The following is a 14,996-nucleotide window of genomic DNA, read 5'->3' on the forward strand; positions in this document are numbered from 1 at the left end:
TTTTAGAGTCAGGAAAAGCAGACGCGCGGCGGGGCGCGGGTGTCAGGGCAAAGCCAGGGAAAGAAGTGCCAGTGCTCAACAGGCTGGCGGGCAGCGGCCACGCGGATACGCAGCACACGACCGAGCAGCAGCAAAATAACGAGGAAGATAAGGCCAGGGACATGTGCCAGCAGTACGCAGTAGCCACAGGCCTCGGCGTGATCAAGCGGCATACTTTGCGGTGAGCTTTGATGGTGCGACATCGGCTGCGATTCGACATCGTGGTGTGCATGCATCGGCATGCTCATCTCGTTCGGCGGCGATGTGACATCGAGGTGTGCATGCACCGGCATGCTCATCTCGTTGGGCGGCGATACGACATCGTGGTGTGCATGCACCAGCATGCTCATCTCGTTGGGCGGCGATGCGACATCGTGGTGTGCGTGCACCGGCATGCTGATCTCGTGGTGCATACCGGGCATCGCGCTCATCGGGTCTTGCTGCAGCGAGACCGAAATCAGCGGCGCGACGAGGATCAGCAAGATCGCAAACAGCGCCAGCCCTGCGGCTGCGCGTTGTGCTGCGTATTGATGAAAAACGTTCCTCACCACTTCCCCTCCCGGTCGAAGCGGCATTGTAAATTAAACATCACCAGAAAGTTAATTTACTTGTCGTTTTTCGCGAACATGGCCTCAAACGTGCTTTTCCAGGGTAAAGACCACCACGCCATACGGTACGATCTCCGCTACCGCGCACTCAAAATCCACCGCACTGTTGGAAAGACGCACTTTGCCGCCCGGCAGACGCACCACATCAAACACATCCAGCGTATCGTCAATGCTGATAAACCAGCGGCCATTGCCAATTTTTTGCGCGCGGGTATCCACCAGCCAGCCCGCATTCAGCCCTTCAATAAAATTCAAACCGTCGGTAGACGATGGCGCAAGGCTGCGATCCAGCGACCAGACGCCCGCCTCTTTTAGTTCGCCAGACTCATGGCGAAATTTCGGGATGCTCAGCGCCGCGTCATTTTGCGCGGCGCCCGCGGCTGCAGCGGGGTACATTTCGCCTTTGCCCGTCGCCAGCCAGCCTAAAGAGACGCCGGTATCCAGCGCACAAGTCACCACCACATCGCCGGGGAAAAACTCGCGTCGCACCCAGGTGCTGATGGTGCCGGAAGAGATATCCAGTAAATCCCCCAGCTCTTTTTGCATTTCGAACCCGTAGGCATCAAGGATACGGCGCAGCACCGGACGCCCGCCGGTCGACAAAATTTCGTCATACAGCGCTTTGCCCTTCGGCACCGGTTTATCCGTCAATTTCGCATTTGCAAATTCACCCGTCACCAGCCAGTGCAGGTCCGCGCCGGTGTCGAGTGCGCATTTGACCACCGCTTTATACGACACGCTATCGCGCTGGATCCAGCTGCTGATATTGTTCGCCGGCACATCCAGCGCCTCTGCGAGGGCTTTCTGGCTGGAGACGGAATAGGACGCGGCAATGCGCTCAATCACATCCTGAACACTCATCTTGTTTTCACTCATGGACACCAACATCGAAAAAGTGATTTACACAATCGCATTTGCGATTTATATTGCTATGCATCGACCAAAAAGCACAGCTACGCAGTACATTTTAAACAACAGGAGATAATGCGATATGTCAGATGCAAAATCAACGCCATCGCATCCGCTATCCGGCACTCAAATGCGATCCAAACGTGGCTGCCATCGCCGGGTGAGCACAGAGATAACAGCCCGTTTTCCGGCACTCTCCGCATCAATTTGCATAACAATGCCAGCGCCAATAAAGATGCAAGGATTGGCGGAAAACCATAGCCAGAGCGAATGCCAGCGGTGTTGGCAATTCATTGAGCACATACCACTGAGCCAACTTCCCGGCAACGAATCTGACGACCGCGACACCGCAACATGGCGCGATGCGCAGGTGAACGCCAGCGCCTTGCCTTGCGCCTTTAGGCAACAGGAAAAGTGCCGCTGCGGTGCTAAACGCCCTTTCGGTATGGCATTACGCTGAATTTGCTTTTGCAAGCTAACGCTATCACAGGAGAGCTTATGGCTATCACATCCCCTGTCGCGCATGTTCCGCTTAGTACATCAGAGCGGCTGAGCGGGCTAAACCATATCGCCGAGCTTCGCGGTCGCTTATGGGGCGATAACTGGCGCGACGTAGCACGCTTTATCGAAGAGTTGCGTGACCCGCGCGACGAACACGCAGAAGCGAACAACCGGGCGCTGGCGGCCATTTTCTTTCTTGCCAGAGTGCCCGCCGCGCGCCAGGCGCTCAGCCCGCATGCATTAACGCTTGATGAGAAGCGGGCGGTGATCGCCGCCATGAACCATTTCCGCGCGGTAGTAAGCCAGTTTCCGAAACGGCTCACCATGCCGCTGTAAACCCGAAATCCACCACCATGACGTCAACCCGTCGGGCATCCCCTTGTCCAAATTCAGGAGCAACACAATGAGAAAACAACCCTTCAATTCACCTAACCACAGCCCGGAAGCTCTCGCACTTCAGCTTGCGCAAGCGCGTAACAATGAACGTCTGCGCTGCGCCGGCGTTATCTCTGCCCGTCTGGACGCACTGGCCGCATTCATCAGCTCACAACGCCTTGAATGGCACGATGCCGCTGAATTGTTGCGCCAGGAAGCCAGCCACATCGATAACCAGGCGCAGGAGTTGCACTAATGGCCGACGAAATGGATCTCGCCCAGCAACGCGAGATGGAAGAGCGCGAACGGCATATCCAACATGCGCGTAATCGTCTGCTGGCACCTTCAAGGCTGACGTGTGAAAGCTGCGATGCGCCTATCCCGCAAGCGCGGCGCATGGCGCTGCCCGGCGTCACCTGTTGCGTTTGTTGCCAGCAGATTGCCGAACTGAAAGACAAGCACTACAGGAAACGCTAAATGTCTGTCGCCTGGGTTTATCCGTGGAATGCGCCGCGTGCAGCTATCGCCAGCCCCTTGCTTACCCACGCTGAGCTGCATCGCCGCAATCGCCATATTGCGGCGATGTCGCAGGCGCGTCAGGCGCTGGCGCTCCAGCCGGAGTGCGTGCGCGTTTCGCTCATCCGTGCTGCGGATACGATAGAAAAAGAGCACGGTATAGCGCGGGCCGAGGCTTTTCTGCTGCATTTTTATCGCCGCACGTTGCCGAGGCTCAACGCGGTGGCGCAGCGCTATCAACTGAGTCATTTACAGCCGCGCGTCTCCAGCGCGGTGTTCAACGGCCATTTTGATACGGTTATCCAGCAGGGGCTGGCGCACCGTTTAGTCTCGCTATTTACCCGCTACAACCAGTTGCCGGATATGAACAAAGCCCCCATCGACAGGCTGGCGGCGGATATTGCCAATTTTATTCGCGGTGAACTGGCAGAGCACGACGACGCAAGCGCAACGGAGCTGAAAACGCTGCATCGCTGGTATCGGCACGCGGGCACCATCGCCTTGCAATTCAATGTCACCCCACCGCACTGGCAGCGGGTGGCGCACAAAGTCGTCCGTGCGGAAGATCTCGCCCCGGCGATCATGCGCCTGTTCAGCGAGCAGTGGTGGCGCGGGCATCTGCGCAAAGCCGCCGCGCAGTGGCGTGAGCATTTACATATCGCACTTGGCAATGTCAGCAAGAAAAAACAGCCCTACGCCAGCCTGCAGTGCGTAACCGCCTGGCGCGAGCAAAAACGGCGTAACCGTGAGTTTCTCAAAAGCATGGAGCTGGAAGATGAAGAGGGAAACCGCATCAGCCTTATTGATAAACACGACGGTTCAGTCGCCAACCCGGCGATCCGTCGCTGCGAACTGATGACGCGCCTGCGCGGTTTCGAAACTATCTGCCAGAACCTTGGCTACGCAGGCGAGTTTTACACCTTAACCGCTCCTTCGGCCTGGCACGCAACAACGCGCGCGGGCTACCGCAACCAGAAATGGAACGGCGCCAGCCCGGCACAAACCCAGGCGTACTTCACCGGGCTGTGGGCGCGTATCCGTGCGAAGCTGCACCGTAACGGACTGCGCGTTTTCGGCATCCGCGTGGCTGAGCCTCATCATGACGGCACACCGCACTGGCACCTGCTGTTGTTTATGCAGCCACAGGAGGTTGCCCGCGTACGCGAGATCCTGCGTGATTTCGCCTGCCAGCAAGACTGCCACGAACTGTCCAGTGCGAAAGCGCAACAGGCGCGCTTTCATGCGGAAACCATTGATGCGTTAAAAGGCAGCGCGACGGGTTATCTGGCGAAATATATTGCCAAAAATATCGACGGCTATGCGCTGGACGGCGAAACCGACGTTGAGAGCGGCGCCTTGCTGAAAGAGAGCGCCTGTGCGGTCTGCGCGTGGGCCGCGCGTTGGCGCATCCGCCAGTTTCAGTTTATTGGCGGCGCGCCGGTCACCGTTTACCGCGAGCTACGCAAACTGGCTGACAACGATGCCGCGCGCGGATTAAGCGTGGAGTTTGCGCAAGTGCATGAAGCCGCCGATAGCGGTGACTGGGCGGGTTACGTCAATGCGCAGGGCGGGCCGTTCGTCAAACGCGATGAGGTGCAGGTGCGCACACTTTATGAGACGGACGGCGATGTTAATCAGTATGGCGAAGAGACGCTGCGCGTACGCGGCGTGTATGACAGCGTGGTTGGAAGTGGCTCGCCGCTGCTGACGCGGCTGAAAAAGTGGACGATCGTGCCGAAGCGCACACAGGAAAACGTGGCGGATACGGCCCTTTCTTGGAGTTCTGTCAATAACTGTACGCCCTTCGAGCCTGGTCAGCGGTTAAACCGTCGTCAGCGTCGGCAACTTACCGCCTGGCTGCGCAGCGATATTCTGCAGGCGCGCAAACAGAGGCCAAAAAGTGCTTTCTGTACTGGCAGGCATCGCGCGGAAATAGCTGGAAACAGCGGGTTTAACGCGAGAGCAGAAAACCATAATGGTTTTCTTTATCAGCAACATAGTGACGGGAACAAATAATTATCGCTTCCCATTAATAATCAGCCTATGATACTGTATAAACATACAGTACAAGAAATTCATGAGAGGGATTCATGGTCTCTGAGCGACTAAATCAGACTCAGCACAAGTGGGCATGCGTGCAATTCATTGCCGAGGTGTCTCTGCTGGCTAACTGCAAACCGTCCGATCTGAAACTGGCGCTGAGTCTGATTGCGGACCTGGCCAACAGCGAAAACGCCACCGACGAGGATGAAAACATTTTCTACAAGGCCGAATAGCGCCCCGCCACATCCTTTCCTGGCAGTTAACGCTGCCCTTCCCTCGATGCGCCAGCGGCAGTGCTGCCTGGTGCATTTGCGCTTTGCTTTTCTCCCTGCGCCCACCTGTTGTGCCAGCGATTAACCAGCCCCGAAAGATAGCGTCCATCGCCTGCGGTCAGGAAACTTAACCATGGGGAAAAACCTTCCTGATGGAAAGAGACGTGAACGATGAATGTGAAAACACAACAAGGCGATACCCTCGACCTGCTTTGCCAGCGTTATTACGGGCGCACCGCATCGGTGGTCGAAACGGTGCTCGCCGCCAACCCAGGGCTCGCCGATTTGGGCGTGATTTTGCCTTATGGCACTCCGGTCAACTTGCCGGAAGTTCAGACGCAAACCATCAAAGAGACGGTGAATCTATGGGGCTGACCATCGAAAAAGTCACCTCATCGCTGGCGTACTGGATAAGCGTGGCGCTGACCTTTTTTGGCGCCATGACCCCACAAGACTTCGCCGCCTATTTTGGCGCGCTTGGTGTCGCGGTCACCGTGGCGGTGAACTGGTACTACCGCCGCAAAAGCTATCTGTTCCTCCAGTCCTGCGCATCAACCCAGGAGGTGATGAATGGGATTACCCGTAAAACGCTGTAGCGCGGCGGTGGTGCTGGCGCTGGCGGTGCTGCTGCCGGATTTCCGCTTACTGAGAACCTCACCGCAGGGGCTGGCGCTGATTGCCGATCTTGAAGGTTGCCGCCTGCGTCCTTACCAGTGCAGCGCCGGGGTCTGGACATCCGGCATCGGTCATACCGCGGGCGTTATACCAACGCGCGATATCAGTGAAAAAGAGGCGGCGAGCAACCTTGTCGCTGACGTATTACAGGTTGAACGCAGGCTGGCGCAGTGCGCACCGGTGGCGATGCCGCAGCAGGTGTACGACGCGGTGGTCAGCTTCGCCTTTAACGTTGGCAGCGGCGCGGCTTGCCGCTCGACGCTGGTTTATTTTCTCAACCAAAAGCAGTGGCGTCAGGCCTGCGATCAGCTGCCACGCTGGGTGTTTATCGGCGGCGTGCGTAACCAGGGGCTGGAAAACCGCCGCCAGCGCGAACACAGCTGGTGTCTGCAGGGGGCGCAATGAATGCACGTCTGATAGCCCTGTTGATAGCCTCGCTCGGCCTGCTGTGGCTGGTGGAGCAAAACTACTCGCTGAGTGCCTCGCTGGCGCAATCCCGCCAGCTTACGCGTGAGCAAAACAGCGCCATCACGCAGTTAAAAGCACAACTGAACGCCGCTACCGCGTTGGCGGATAAAAACCAGCAGGCGCAGGTCGCGCTGCGCCTGCAACTGGACGCCGCCAGTGCGCAAGCGGTGCGGCGCGAACAATCAATTACGAGGTTACTCAATGAAAATGACGCGTTTCGCCGCTGGTATAGCGCTGAGTTGCCTGACGCTGTGCGCCGGGTGCACCAGCGCCCCGCCTGCCCTTCCGCCGGTCACTGTTTACAACAGTTGCCCGCTGGTCAGCCTGTGCCCGATGCCGGGAAGTACCCCGCAAACTAACGGCGATTTGAGCGCCGATATTCGCCGACTGGAGCTCGCGCTGGAACAGTGTGCGCTGCAGGTCGAAACCCTTAAACATTGCCAGGATGAGATCAATGCTAAAACCCAATACGCTGCGCACCGCGCTGACTGACGCTGTGCCGGCGCTGCGCGATAACCCTTCGATGCTGCGCCTGTGGGTGGACAAAGGCAGCAACACCGCCACCCTCGCCAGCTCACTCTCGTTTGAAAAACAGTTCAGCCTCAATGTCACCGTCAGCGGTTTTGTCGGTGATATCGATGCGCTGTTCGTACCGGTGATGGCGTGGCTGCGTGATAACCAGCCCGACATCCTCACCACCGAAGCCGGTCGCAAAGGCAGCTTCAGCTGGTCGCTGCTAACGAACGCCGACAACACCCAGGATGTGACGATGGTGCTGCAACTGACCGAACGCACCAAAGTCACGGAAATCGACGGCGCGCTGCATGCCGAAACGTTACCGGAACCGCCACCACCCGCGTTCGTCACCCGCCCAATCGAGCTGTATATCAACGGTGAGCTGGTGAGCCGCTGGCCGGCCTGAATCGCCCGGCGTTGTGCCAAACGCCGGACAGCCTTGTCCGTTTTTCAACGCCCGTCACGCATAGGATGATTTCCGTTATGAATAGACAACTCTCGCTTCAGGAACTGGCCCGTTTGCTGCGCAATATGATCCGCACCGGGGTAATTGTCGACATCGACCTGAACAGCGGGCGCTGCCGGGTGCAGACCGGCGGCCTCGTAACACAATGGTTGCAGTGGTTAACCCACCGCGCCGGGCATTCCCGGAGCTGGTGGGCACCGTCCATCGGCGAGCAGGTTTTGCTGCTGGCGGTCGGCGGCGAACTTGATACCGCGTTCGTACTGCCGGGGATTTTTTCCGACGACAACCCGGCCCCCTCGGCATCTGCCGATGCCTTGCATGTCGCCTTTCCCGATGGCGCCGTCGTGGAATATGAACCGAAAACCAGCGCGTTAACGGTGAGCGGCATTAAAACCGCCACCATCAGCGCGTCGCAATCCCTTACCGCTACCGTGCCGGACGTGCGAGTGACCGCCACTACCCGCATCACGCTGGATACGCCGGAAGTGGTCTGCACCAACAAGCTCATCACCGGCACGCTGGAGGTACAAAAAGGCGGCACGATGAGCGGCAACATTGAGCACAGCGGCGGATCGCTCACTTCCAACGGCAAAGTGTTGCATACCCATAAACACCCCGGCGACAGCGGCGGCACAACAGGAGCGCCTTTATGACAGTTCGTTACAGCGGGTTAAACCGCACCACCGGCAAGCGTCTTACCGACACCGAGCATATTCGCCAGAGCATCAGCGACATTCTGCGCACGCCGATAGGCTCCAGAGTGATGCGCCGCGATTACGGCTCATTGCTGTTTGAGATGATCGACCAGCCGCAAACCCCGGCGCTGATGTTGCAAATCCAGGCCGCCTGTTACATGGCGCTGTTGAAATGGGAACCGCGCATTACGCTGAGCGCGGTCACCACCGAGCGCCAGTTCGACGGCAAATTGCTGGTCAACCTGACCGCGCAACTCGCCAGCACCGGCGAATCCCTTTCGTTAACCCTTCCAGTGAGTTAAAACCATGCCGATTATCGATCTGAGCCAACTGCCGGCGCCGGATGTGGTCGAGGAGCTTGATTATGAGGCTATCCTCAACGACCGCAAAGCGACGCTGATTTCCCTGTTTCCCGCCGATGAACAAGAGGCGCTGGCGCGCACGCTGGCGCTGGAGTCCGAGCCGCTGACCAAGTTCCTGCAAGAGAACGCCTACCGTGAAGTGATGTGGCGCAGTCGCGTTAACGAAGCGGCCCGCGCGGTGATGCTGGCCTACGCCGCCGGGAACGATCTGGATGTAATGGCCGCCAACAGCAACACGGCGCGGCTGGTCATCTCGCCCGCCGACGACAGCACCATTCCGCCGACGCCGGCGGTGATGGAGTCTGACAAAGATCTGCGGCTACGCGCGCAGCAGGCGTTTGAAGGGCTAAGCGTCGCCGGGCCGGAAGGCGCTTACGAATATCATGGTCGCAGCGCCGACGGACGGGTTGCCGATATTTCGGTCATCAGCCCGAACCCGGCGTATATCACCATTTCCGTGCTCTCCCGCGAGGGCGACGGCCGCGCCAGCGATGAGCTGATCGCCATCGTGGATAAGGCACTGAACGCCGAAGATGTGCGCCCGGTGGGCGACCGTGTGACGGTGCAAAGCGCGGAGATCGTGCCCTACCAGATTAACGCCACGCTCTACTTTTACCCGGGCCCGGAATCAGAACCAATTCGCCAGGCCGCTGAACAGCAGTTAAAAGCCTATATCAACGCGCAGCGGCGTTTAGGGCGTGATATCCGCCAGTCGGCGATTTATGCCGCGTTGCACGTCGAAGGCGTGCAACGGGTGGAGCTGAGCGCGCCGCAAAGCGATCTGGTGCTGGCGAAAAACCAGGCCTCTTACTGCACCGCCTGGAGCCTTAACGCCGGAGGCACTGATGAGTGACGACCGTCTGTTGCCTGTTGGCTCATCCGTACTTGAGGTGGCAGCGGCAAAAGCGGCGGCAGATATTGAGCGCGTGCCGGTGCCGCTGCGCACGTTGTGGGATCCACAAACGTGCCCGGCGGAACTGCTGCCTTACCTGGCCTGGGCGCTCTCCGTCGACCGCTGGGATTTTAACTGGCCGGAAGCAACCAAACGCAAAGTGATTGCCGCGTCATTTTTCGTCCACCAGCACAAAGGCACGCGCAGCGCGCTGCGCCGGGTGGTTGAGCCGCTCGGTTTTCTGATTGAGCTGCGCGAATGGTGGGAGGACAACGCCGAGCCGGGCACCTTTAAATTGGTGATTGGCGTGCAGGAGAACGGCATTACCGAGGAGATGTACCTTGAGCTGGAGCGGCTGATTAATGATGCCAAACCGGCGAGCCGCCACCTGACCGGGCTCAATATCAGCCTGAGCACCAGCGGTGAGTTTTATGTCGGCGCCGGGTGCTACCTGGGCGAAGAACTGACCGTGTATCCCTACACGCCAGAAGAGATCACGGTCGGCGGCGAATATTACCCTGCCTCAGCGGTTCATCTGATTGATGATGTCATCATCGCTTAACCACGTAACACCAGACAAAACGGGCCGCGGCCCGTTTTTTTTACCCGCCTCGTTGTGCCAGCGGGCAGCCAACCCCGCCTGATAGCGTTCGCCTGTCGCTGAACGGAAAATGCCTTCTGTACTGATTCATCACCCAACAACCTGAGAGTTAACGCATGACTGCAAAATTCTTTGCCATTCTGACCAATCAGGGGGCCGCGAAGCTGGCGAACGCCACGTCGCTTGGCACAAAGCTTAACCTTACGCAGATGGCGCTCGGCGATGCCAACGGCGTACTGCCTACGCCAGATGCGGCGCAAACTCAGTTGATTAACCAGAAGCGTATTGCCCCGCTTAATCGTCTCTCTGTTGATCCTAACAATGCCAATCAGATCATTGCCGAACAGGTGATCCCGGAAAACGAAGGGGGGTTCTGGATCCGCGAAATTGGCCTTTACGACGATGACGGCGTGCTGATTGCCATCGCCAACTGCCCGGAAACCTACAAGCCATTGTTGCAGGAAGGCAGCGGACGCACGCAGACGATTCGCATGGCGCTGATTGTTTCATCCACCACCGCCGTAACGCTGAAAATTGACCCGTCGGTGGTGCTGGCCACACGGCAGTATGCGGATGATAAAGCGAGAGAGGTGAAAGGCTATGCCGATACTCTTCTTGCCGCTCATATGGCTGCCGCAAACCCGCATCCACAATATCTCGCAGTCGCAGATATCAATAACTACCTTCCTGTCGGCGTGCCGATTCCTTATCCAGCGGCGACCCCGCCAACTGGCTGGTTCAACTGTAATGGCTCCGCTTTTGACAAAACAAAATACCCATTTCTGGCATCGCTTTTTCCCTCGGGGAATCTGCCCGACCTGCGCGGTGAATTTATTCGCGGCTGGGATAACGGGCGTAACGTGGATTCAGGCCGGTCATTATTAAGTCTCCAGGGGGATGCGATTCGCAACATAACCGGCACCCTTCCTTGCAGTGCGCCTTATGGATTCGAGCAAGATGCGCGAGGTGCGTTATTTGGCACCGCTGGTCTTGTTCATGGAGGAGGCTCAGTAGAAATACAAGCAGGCGGGTACGGTATCGGGCTTAACGCAGCGATGGCTGTACCTACCGCCAACGAAAACCGTCCACGCAATATTGCGTTTAACTACATCATGAGGGCAGCATAATGGAACAAGCCGTACTGAACGACAATCTGATCGCAATCAAAGCAGGTTACATCACCGTCTATCATTACCGTGAAACGACCCGTGAATACCTCGCACCATCAGAAGAGTATTTGGCTGTTGGTGTCGGTATTCCTCGCTTCTCCACTATCGAGAAACCGGGAGATAGTAAAGCGGGCTTCGCTATCTGCCGCACGGCTGCGCTGGATGCCTGGGAGTACGTTCCCGATCATCGTGGCGAAACGGTGTATGACATCAATACGAAGCAGAAAAGAGAAATTACCGAATTAGGCAATTATCCTGCGGATGTCACACCGCTTGCCCCTTCAACGCCTTATGACAAATGGGATGGTAGCCAGTGGGTGACCGATCAAGCCGCGCTGATTGCTGTCGCAGAAGCCAAAAAAACACAACTGCTCAACGAAGCCAAAAATACCATCAGCCTGTGGCAAACCGAGTTGCAACTCGGCATCATCAGCGATGACGATAAAGCCCGGCTGATTGCCTGGTTGCAGTACATCAAGCTGCTCCAGGCGGTGGATACCGCAACGGCACCAGATATCAACTGGCCGCAACAGCCGCAATAACATCAGACGGGCTACGGCCCGTTTTTTTCATTCACAGTTGTCCTGCCTGCAAACCAACCTCAACCGATAGCCCTGTCCGATGCGCTCACCGGAAAATAGTGCCTACGTTTCCGACAACTGAGAGTGAACGCATGACCGCGAAATATTACGCCATTCTGACCAATCAAGGTGCGGCGAAGCTGGCAGCAGCCACCGCGCTTGGCACGCAAATACATATCACGCAAATGGCCGTCGGCGACGGCAATGGCAGCCTGCCTACGCCCGACGCCACGCAAACTCAACTGCTCAACCAGAAACGTATCGGTGCAGTGAACACCCTTACTGTCGATGCGGCCAACACAAACCAGATCATTGCCGAACAGGTGATCCCCGAAAACGAAGGGGGCTACTGGATCCGCGAAATGGGGCTGTATGATGACGACGGCGTGCTAATTGCCGTCGCCAACTGCCCGGAAACCTACAAACCGTTGTTACAGGAAGGCAGCGGCCGCACGCAAACCATTCGTATGGCGCTGATTGTTTCGTCAACAGCTGCGGTGACGCTGAAAATCGACCCGGCGGTAGTGCTGGCAACGCGTAAATACGCCGATGACCTACTGGATATTCATATTAAAGCGGCAAACCCGCACAGCCAGTATTTGCAAACCACTCTGGCATTTAAAGAGATCGCCAGTGCAGGAAGCGCAACTGTCGCCACTGCGCTTAAAAACCTTGGGCTGGGTGAGGCGGCGAAAAGAGCGGTGGGTACAGGTGAAAACCAAATCCCTGATATGTCAGCGTTTCAAACTGGCAGTACGACCACAGGCCGCTGGGTCAGGTTTCCTAACGGATGGCTTATGCAAAGCGGCATCGTTTCCAATACGAGCACTACCGCAGGTATAGATATCCTTTTTCCAGTTCAATTTACCGTAGTCCCCAGTATTAGCCTTACCGCAACCGCGAGCATATCCATTAACTCAAATTACACAGGAGTAGATACATCCAGAATTTATGGAATAAGAACATTTAACTCTGCCGGTGCGGCTCAAACGAACGGCGTGTCATGGTTAGCAACAGGCTTCTGATGGCAGCAAGACATCGGTTTTTGTCTCTCATCACCCTGTCTAACGCTTAATGACACGGTATGACATTAATCCCAACGGGCTCCGGCCCGTTTTTTTTGTCTACCGTGTTGTTTCATCCCCACGCCAACCCCGACAAATAGCGCGTTAGCGCTGCGTTCTGGAAAATAGCACTCACCCCAACACCACGGAGTTAATCGGATGAGTGACTACCATCATGGCGTTCAGGTCGTTGAAATTAACGACGGCACACGCGTCATTTCCACTGTCTCAACTGCTATCGTCGGCATGGTTTGTACGGCCAGCGACGCCGATGCGGCAACCTTTCCACTGAATGAACCAGTGCTTATCACCAACGTGCAAAGCGCCATCGCCAAAGCGGGCACCAAAGGTACGCTGGCATCGTCTTTACAGGCGATTGCCGATCAGGCGAAACCTGTGATTGTTGCGGTGCGTGTCGCGGAAGGCAGCGGTGACGATGCCCAGGCGCAGACGATTTCCAACATCATCGGCACCACCGATGCCAATGGGAAATACACCGGCCTGAAAGCGCTGCTGACCGCCGAAGCGGTGACCGGCGTGAAACCGCGTATTCTTGGCGTGCCGGGTTACGACACCCAGGAAGTCGCTACCGCGCTGGCGCCCATCTGCCAGAAGCTGCGTGCCTTCGGTTACGTGAGCGCCTGGGGCTGCAAAACGATTTCCGACGCCATTAAGTACCGCGAGAATTTCAGCCAGCGCGAGCTGATGGTGATTTGGCCGGATTTCCTCGCCTGGGATACCGTTGCTAACACCAGCGCCACGGCGTACGCCACGGCGCGCGCACTCGGCCTGCGCGCTTATATCGACCAGTCTGTTGGCTGGCACAAAACCCTGTCGAACGTTGGCGTGAACGGCGTGACCGGCATCAGCACTCCGGTGTTCTGGGATTTGCAGGAATCCGGCACCGATGCCGATCTGCTGAACCAGGCAGGCGTCACCACGCTGATTCGCAAAGACGGCTTTCGTTTCTGGGGCAACCGCACCTGTTCGGACGATCCGCTGTTCCTGTTTGAAAACTACACCCGCACCGCGCAGGTGATTGCCGACACCATGGCGGACGCGCACATGTGGGCGGTGGACAAACCGATTACCGCGACGCTTATCCGCGACATCATCGATGGCATTAACGCGAAATTCCGCGAGCTGAAAAGCAACGGTTACATCGTCGATGCCACCTGCTGGTTCGATGAATCCGCCAACGACGCCGAAACCCTGAAGGCCGGGAAACTGTATATCGATTATGACTATACGCCGGTCCCGCCACTGGAAAACCTGACCTTACGCCAGCGCATCACCGATAAGTACCTGGCGAACCTGGTCTCCTCGGTTAACAGCAATTAAGGAGCCTGATAAATGGCAATGCCGCGAAAACTGAAATACATGAACGTGTTCCTCAATGGCTACAGCTATCAGGGTGTCGCCAAATCCATCACCCTGCCAAAGCTGACCCGCAAGCTGGAAAACTACCGCGGTGCAGGCATGAATGGTGTCGCACCGATTGATATGGGTCTCGATGAAGAGGCGATGTCAATGGAGTGGTCGCTGGGCGGCTTTCCGGATGAAGCCATCTGGGAACTGTATGGCGCGACCAGTGCCGACGCGGTGCCGATCCGCTTCGCGGGCTCTTACCAGCGTGATGACACCGGTGAAACGGTGGCGGTGGAAGTGGTCATGCGTGGCCGCCAGAAAGAGATCGACACTGGCGAAAACAAGCCGGGTGAAGATACGGAATCCAAAATCTCCGTGATTTGCACCTACTTCAAACTGACCATCGATGGCAAGGAGCTGGTGGAAATCGATACCGTCAACATGGTTGAAAAAGTGAACGGCGTCGATCGTCTCGAACAGCACCGCCGCAATATCGGCCTGTAATGTCACACCCGGTCAGCCTGGCTGGCCGGGTCTTCCCCCGCACAAGCAACGAGGATCGCATGAACCACGAAACTGATAACGTCATTACCCTGCAAACCCCGATTAAACGCGGCGAGCAGTTGATCAATTCCCTTACGCTGATGAAACCGAACGCCGGTACGCTGCGCGGCCTGAGCCTGGCCGCGGTGGCAAACGCCGAAGTGGACGCGCTGATTAAAGTGCTGCCGCGCATCACCTCCCCTTCACTTACCGAACAAGAAGTGGGTGCGCTGGATCTGGCCGATATGGTTGCGCTGGCGGGTAAGGTGGTCAGTTTTTTGTCACCAGCTTCGGGACAGTAAATTTTCCGGCCAGGCTGTCGGTTGACGATCT

At 57.2% G+C, this 14,996-nt stretch carries 22 protein-coding genes and 2 pseudogenes; 21 read left to right on the plus strand and 3 right to left on the minus strand.

The features are described from left to right. Positions 1–8 precede the first annotated feature (8 nt). From IP581_RS24045 to IP581_RS17135, 3 genes and pseudogenes are all read right to left on the minus strand, one after another. A pseudogene (locus tag IP581_RS24045) lies at positions 9–287 on the minus strand (DUF2946 domain-containing protein); the annotation flags it as partial. A 144-nt stretch (positions 288–431) separates the two neighbouring features. Then, positions 432–587: pseudogene (locus tag IP581_RS24190) on the minus strand (DUF2946 family protein); the annotation flags it as partial. 84 nt (positions 588–671) lie between these two features. Continuing rightward, positions 672–1,523: a phage repressor protein CI gene (locus IP581_RS17135; RefSeq protein WP_086873837.1), complete on the minus strand. Its 852-nt coding sequence runs from the start codon at positions 1,521–1,523 to the stop codon at positions 672–674. Positions 1,524–2,054: 531 nt separating this feature from the next. On the opposite strand from IP581_RS17135, the gene IP581_RS17140 reads away from it, so the two are divergent. The 21 genes from IP581_RS17140 to IP581_RS17235 all read left to right on the plus strand — a co-directional run bounded on the left by IP581_RS17140 (position 2,055) and on the right by IP581_RS17235 (position 14,965). After that, positions 2,055–2,393, plus strand: coding sequence for a DUF5347 family protein (locus tag IP581_RS17140; RefSeq protein WP_097401790.1), 339 nt, complete (start codon positions 2,055–2,057; stop codon positions 2,391–2,393). A gap of 67 nt (positions 2,394–2,460) precedes the next feature. Continuing rightward, positions 2,461–2,688, plus strand: coding sequence for a DUF2732 family protein (locus IP581_RS17145; RefSeq protein WP_193820952.1), 228 nt, complete (start codon positions 2,461–2,463; stop codon positions 2,686–2,688). After that, positions 2,688–2,909, plus strand: coding sequence for a TraR/DksA family transcriptional regulator (locus IP581_RS17150; RefSeq protein WP_193820953.1), 222 nt, complete (start codon positions 2,688–2,690; stop codon positions 2,907–2,909). Before IP581_RS17145 ends, IP581_RS17150 begins: the two co-directional genes overlap by 1 nt. Further along, a complete protein-coding gene (locus IP581_RS17155; RefSeq protein WP_193820954.1) occupies positions 2,910–4,964 on the plus strand; it encodes a replication endonuclease in 2,055 nt (684 codons plus the stop codon). Between the two features lie 74 nt (positions 4,965–5,038). Beyond that, the gene (locus IP581_RS17160; RefSeq protein WP_017459947.1) at positions 5,039–5,224 is read left to right on the plus strand and encodes a hypothetical protein; all 186 of its coding nucleotides are present in this window, start codon (positions 5,039–5,041) and stop codon (positions 5,222–5,224) included. A gap of 210 nt (positions 5,225–5,434) precedes the next feature. Then, a complete protein-coding gene (locus IP581_RS17165; protein ID WP_086873833.1) occupies positions 5,435–5,638 on the plus strand; it encodes a tail protein X in 204 nt (67 codons plus the stop codon). Further along, a complete protein-coding gene (locus IP581_RS17170) occupies positions 5,629–5,859 on the plus strand; it encodes an HP1 family phage holin (RefSeq protein WP_017459945.1) in 231 nt (76 codons plus the stop codon). Before IP581_RS17165 ends, IP581_RS17170 begins: the two co-directional genes overlap by 10 nt. Next, positions 5,834–6,343 (plus strand): lysozyme, encoded by a 510-nt coding sequence (locus IP581_RS17175; protein ID WP_193820955.1) that lies wholly within the window; start codon positions 5,834–5,836, stop codon positions 6,341–6,343. Before IP581_RS17170 ends, IP581_RS17175 begins: the two co-directional genes overlap by 26 nt. Next, complete coding sequence (gene lysB / locus IP581_RS17180; RefSeq protein ID WP_193820956.1) at positions 6,340–6,765, plus strand: Rz-like lysis system protein LysB; 426 nt, start codon at positions 6,340–6,342, stop codon at positions 6,763–6,765. Before IP581_RS17175 ends, lysB begins: the two co-directional genes overlap by 4 nt. Then, the gene (gene lysC, locus IP581_RS23925) at positions 6,656–6,898 is read left to right on the plus strand and encodes an Rz1-like lysis system protein LysC (RefSeq protein WP_097401881.1); all 243 of its coding nucleotides are present in this window, start codon (positions 6,656–6,658) and stop codon (positions 6,896–6,898) included. The genes lysB and lysC overlap by 110 nt, the downstream gene beginning before the upstream one ends. Further along, positions 6,861–7,328, plus strand: coding sequence for a phage tail protein (locus IP581_RS17185; protein WP_193820957.1), 468 nt, complete (start codon positions 6,861–6,863; stop codon positions 7,326–7,328). The genes lysC and IP581_RS17185 overlap by 38 nt, the downstream gene beginning before the upstream one ends. Before the next feature lie 77 nt (positions 7,329–7,405). After that, positions 7,406–8,041, plus strand: coding sequence for a phage baseplate assembly protein V (locus IP581_RS17190; RefSeq protein ID WP_086873829.1), 636 nt, complete (start codon positions 7,406–7,408; stop codon positions 8,039–8,041). After that, positions 8,038–8,385: a GPW/gp25 family protein gene (locus IP581_RS17195; protein ID WP_086873828.1), complete on the plus strand. Its 348-nt coding sequence runs from the start codon at positions 8,038–8,040 to the stop codon at positions 8,383–8,385. Before IP581_RS17190 ends, IP581_RS17195 begins: the two co-directional genes overlap by 4 nt. A 4-nt stretch (positions 8,386–8,389) precedes the next feature. Then, positions 8,390–9,298: a baseplate assembly protein gene (locus IP581_RS17200; RefSeq protein ID WP_193820958.1), complete on the plus strand. Its 909-nt coding sequence runs from the start codon at positions 8,390–8,392 to the stop codon at positions 9,296–9,298. Then, entirely contained in the window at positions 9,291–9,899 is a 609-nt protein-coding gene (locus IP581_RS17205) for a phage tail protein I (protein WP_086873826.1), read from the plus strand. The genes IP581_RS17200 and IP581_RS17205 overlap by 8 nt, the downstream gene beginning before the upstream one ends. A 155-nt stretch (positions 9,900–10,054) precedes the next feature. After that, positions 10,055–11,065, plus strand: coding sequence for a phage tail-collar fiber domain-containing protein (locus tag IP581_RS17210; protein ID WP_193820959.1), 1,011 nt, complete (start codon positions 10,055–10,057; stop codon positions 11,063–11,065). After that, complete coding sequence (locus IP581_RS17215; RefSeq protein WP_193820960.1) at positions 11,065–11,649, plus strand: tail fiber assembly protein; 585 nt, start codon at positions 11,065–11,067, stop codon at positions 11,647–11,649. The genes IP581_RS17210 and IP581_RS17215 overlap by 1 nt, the downstream gene beginning before the upstream one ends. 131 nt (positions 11,650–11,780) lie before the next feature. Next, entirely contained in the window at positions 11,781–12,713 is a 933-nt protein-coding gene (locus IP581_RS17220; RefSeq protein ID WP_193820961.1) for a phage tail protein, read from the plus strand. 198 nt (positions 12,714–12,911) lie between these two features. Beyond that, positions 12,912–14,093, plus strand: coding sequence for a phage tail sheath protein (locus IP581_RS17225; protein ID WP_193820962.1), 1,182 nt, complete (start codon positions 12,912–12,914; stop codon positions 14,091–14,093). A 12-nt stretch (positions 14,094–14,105) separates the two neighbouring features. Continuing rightward, a complete protein-coding gene (locus IP581_RS17230) occupies positions 14,106–14,624 on the plus strand; it encodes a phage major tail tube protein (protein ID WP_086873819.1) in 519 nt (172 codons plus the stop codon). A 59-nt stretch (positions 14,625–14,683) separates the two neighbouring features. Next, positions 14,684–14,965 (plus strand): phage tail assembly protein, encoded by a 282-nt coding sequence (locus IP581_RS17235; protein WP_193820963.1) that lies wholly within the window; start codon positions 14,684–14,686, stop codon positions 14,963–14,965. Positions 14,966–14,996 lie beyond the last annotated feature (31 nt).

Origin of the sequence: Kosakonia pseudosacchari (assembly GCF_015167415.1) — a bacterium.
GTDB classification, from domain to species: domain Bacteria; phylum Pseudomonadota; class Gammaproteobacteria; order Enterobacterales; family Enterobacteriaceae; genus Kosakonia; species Kosakonia pseudosacchari.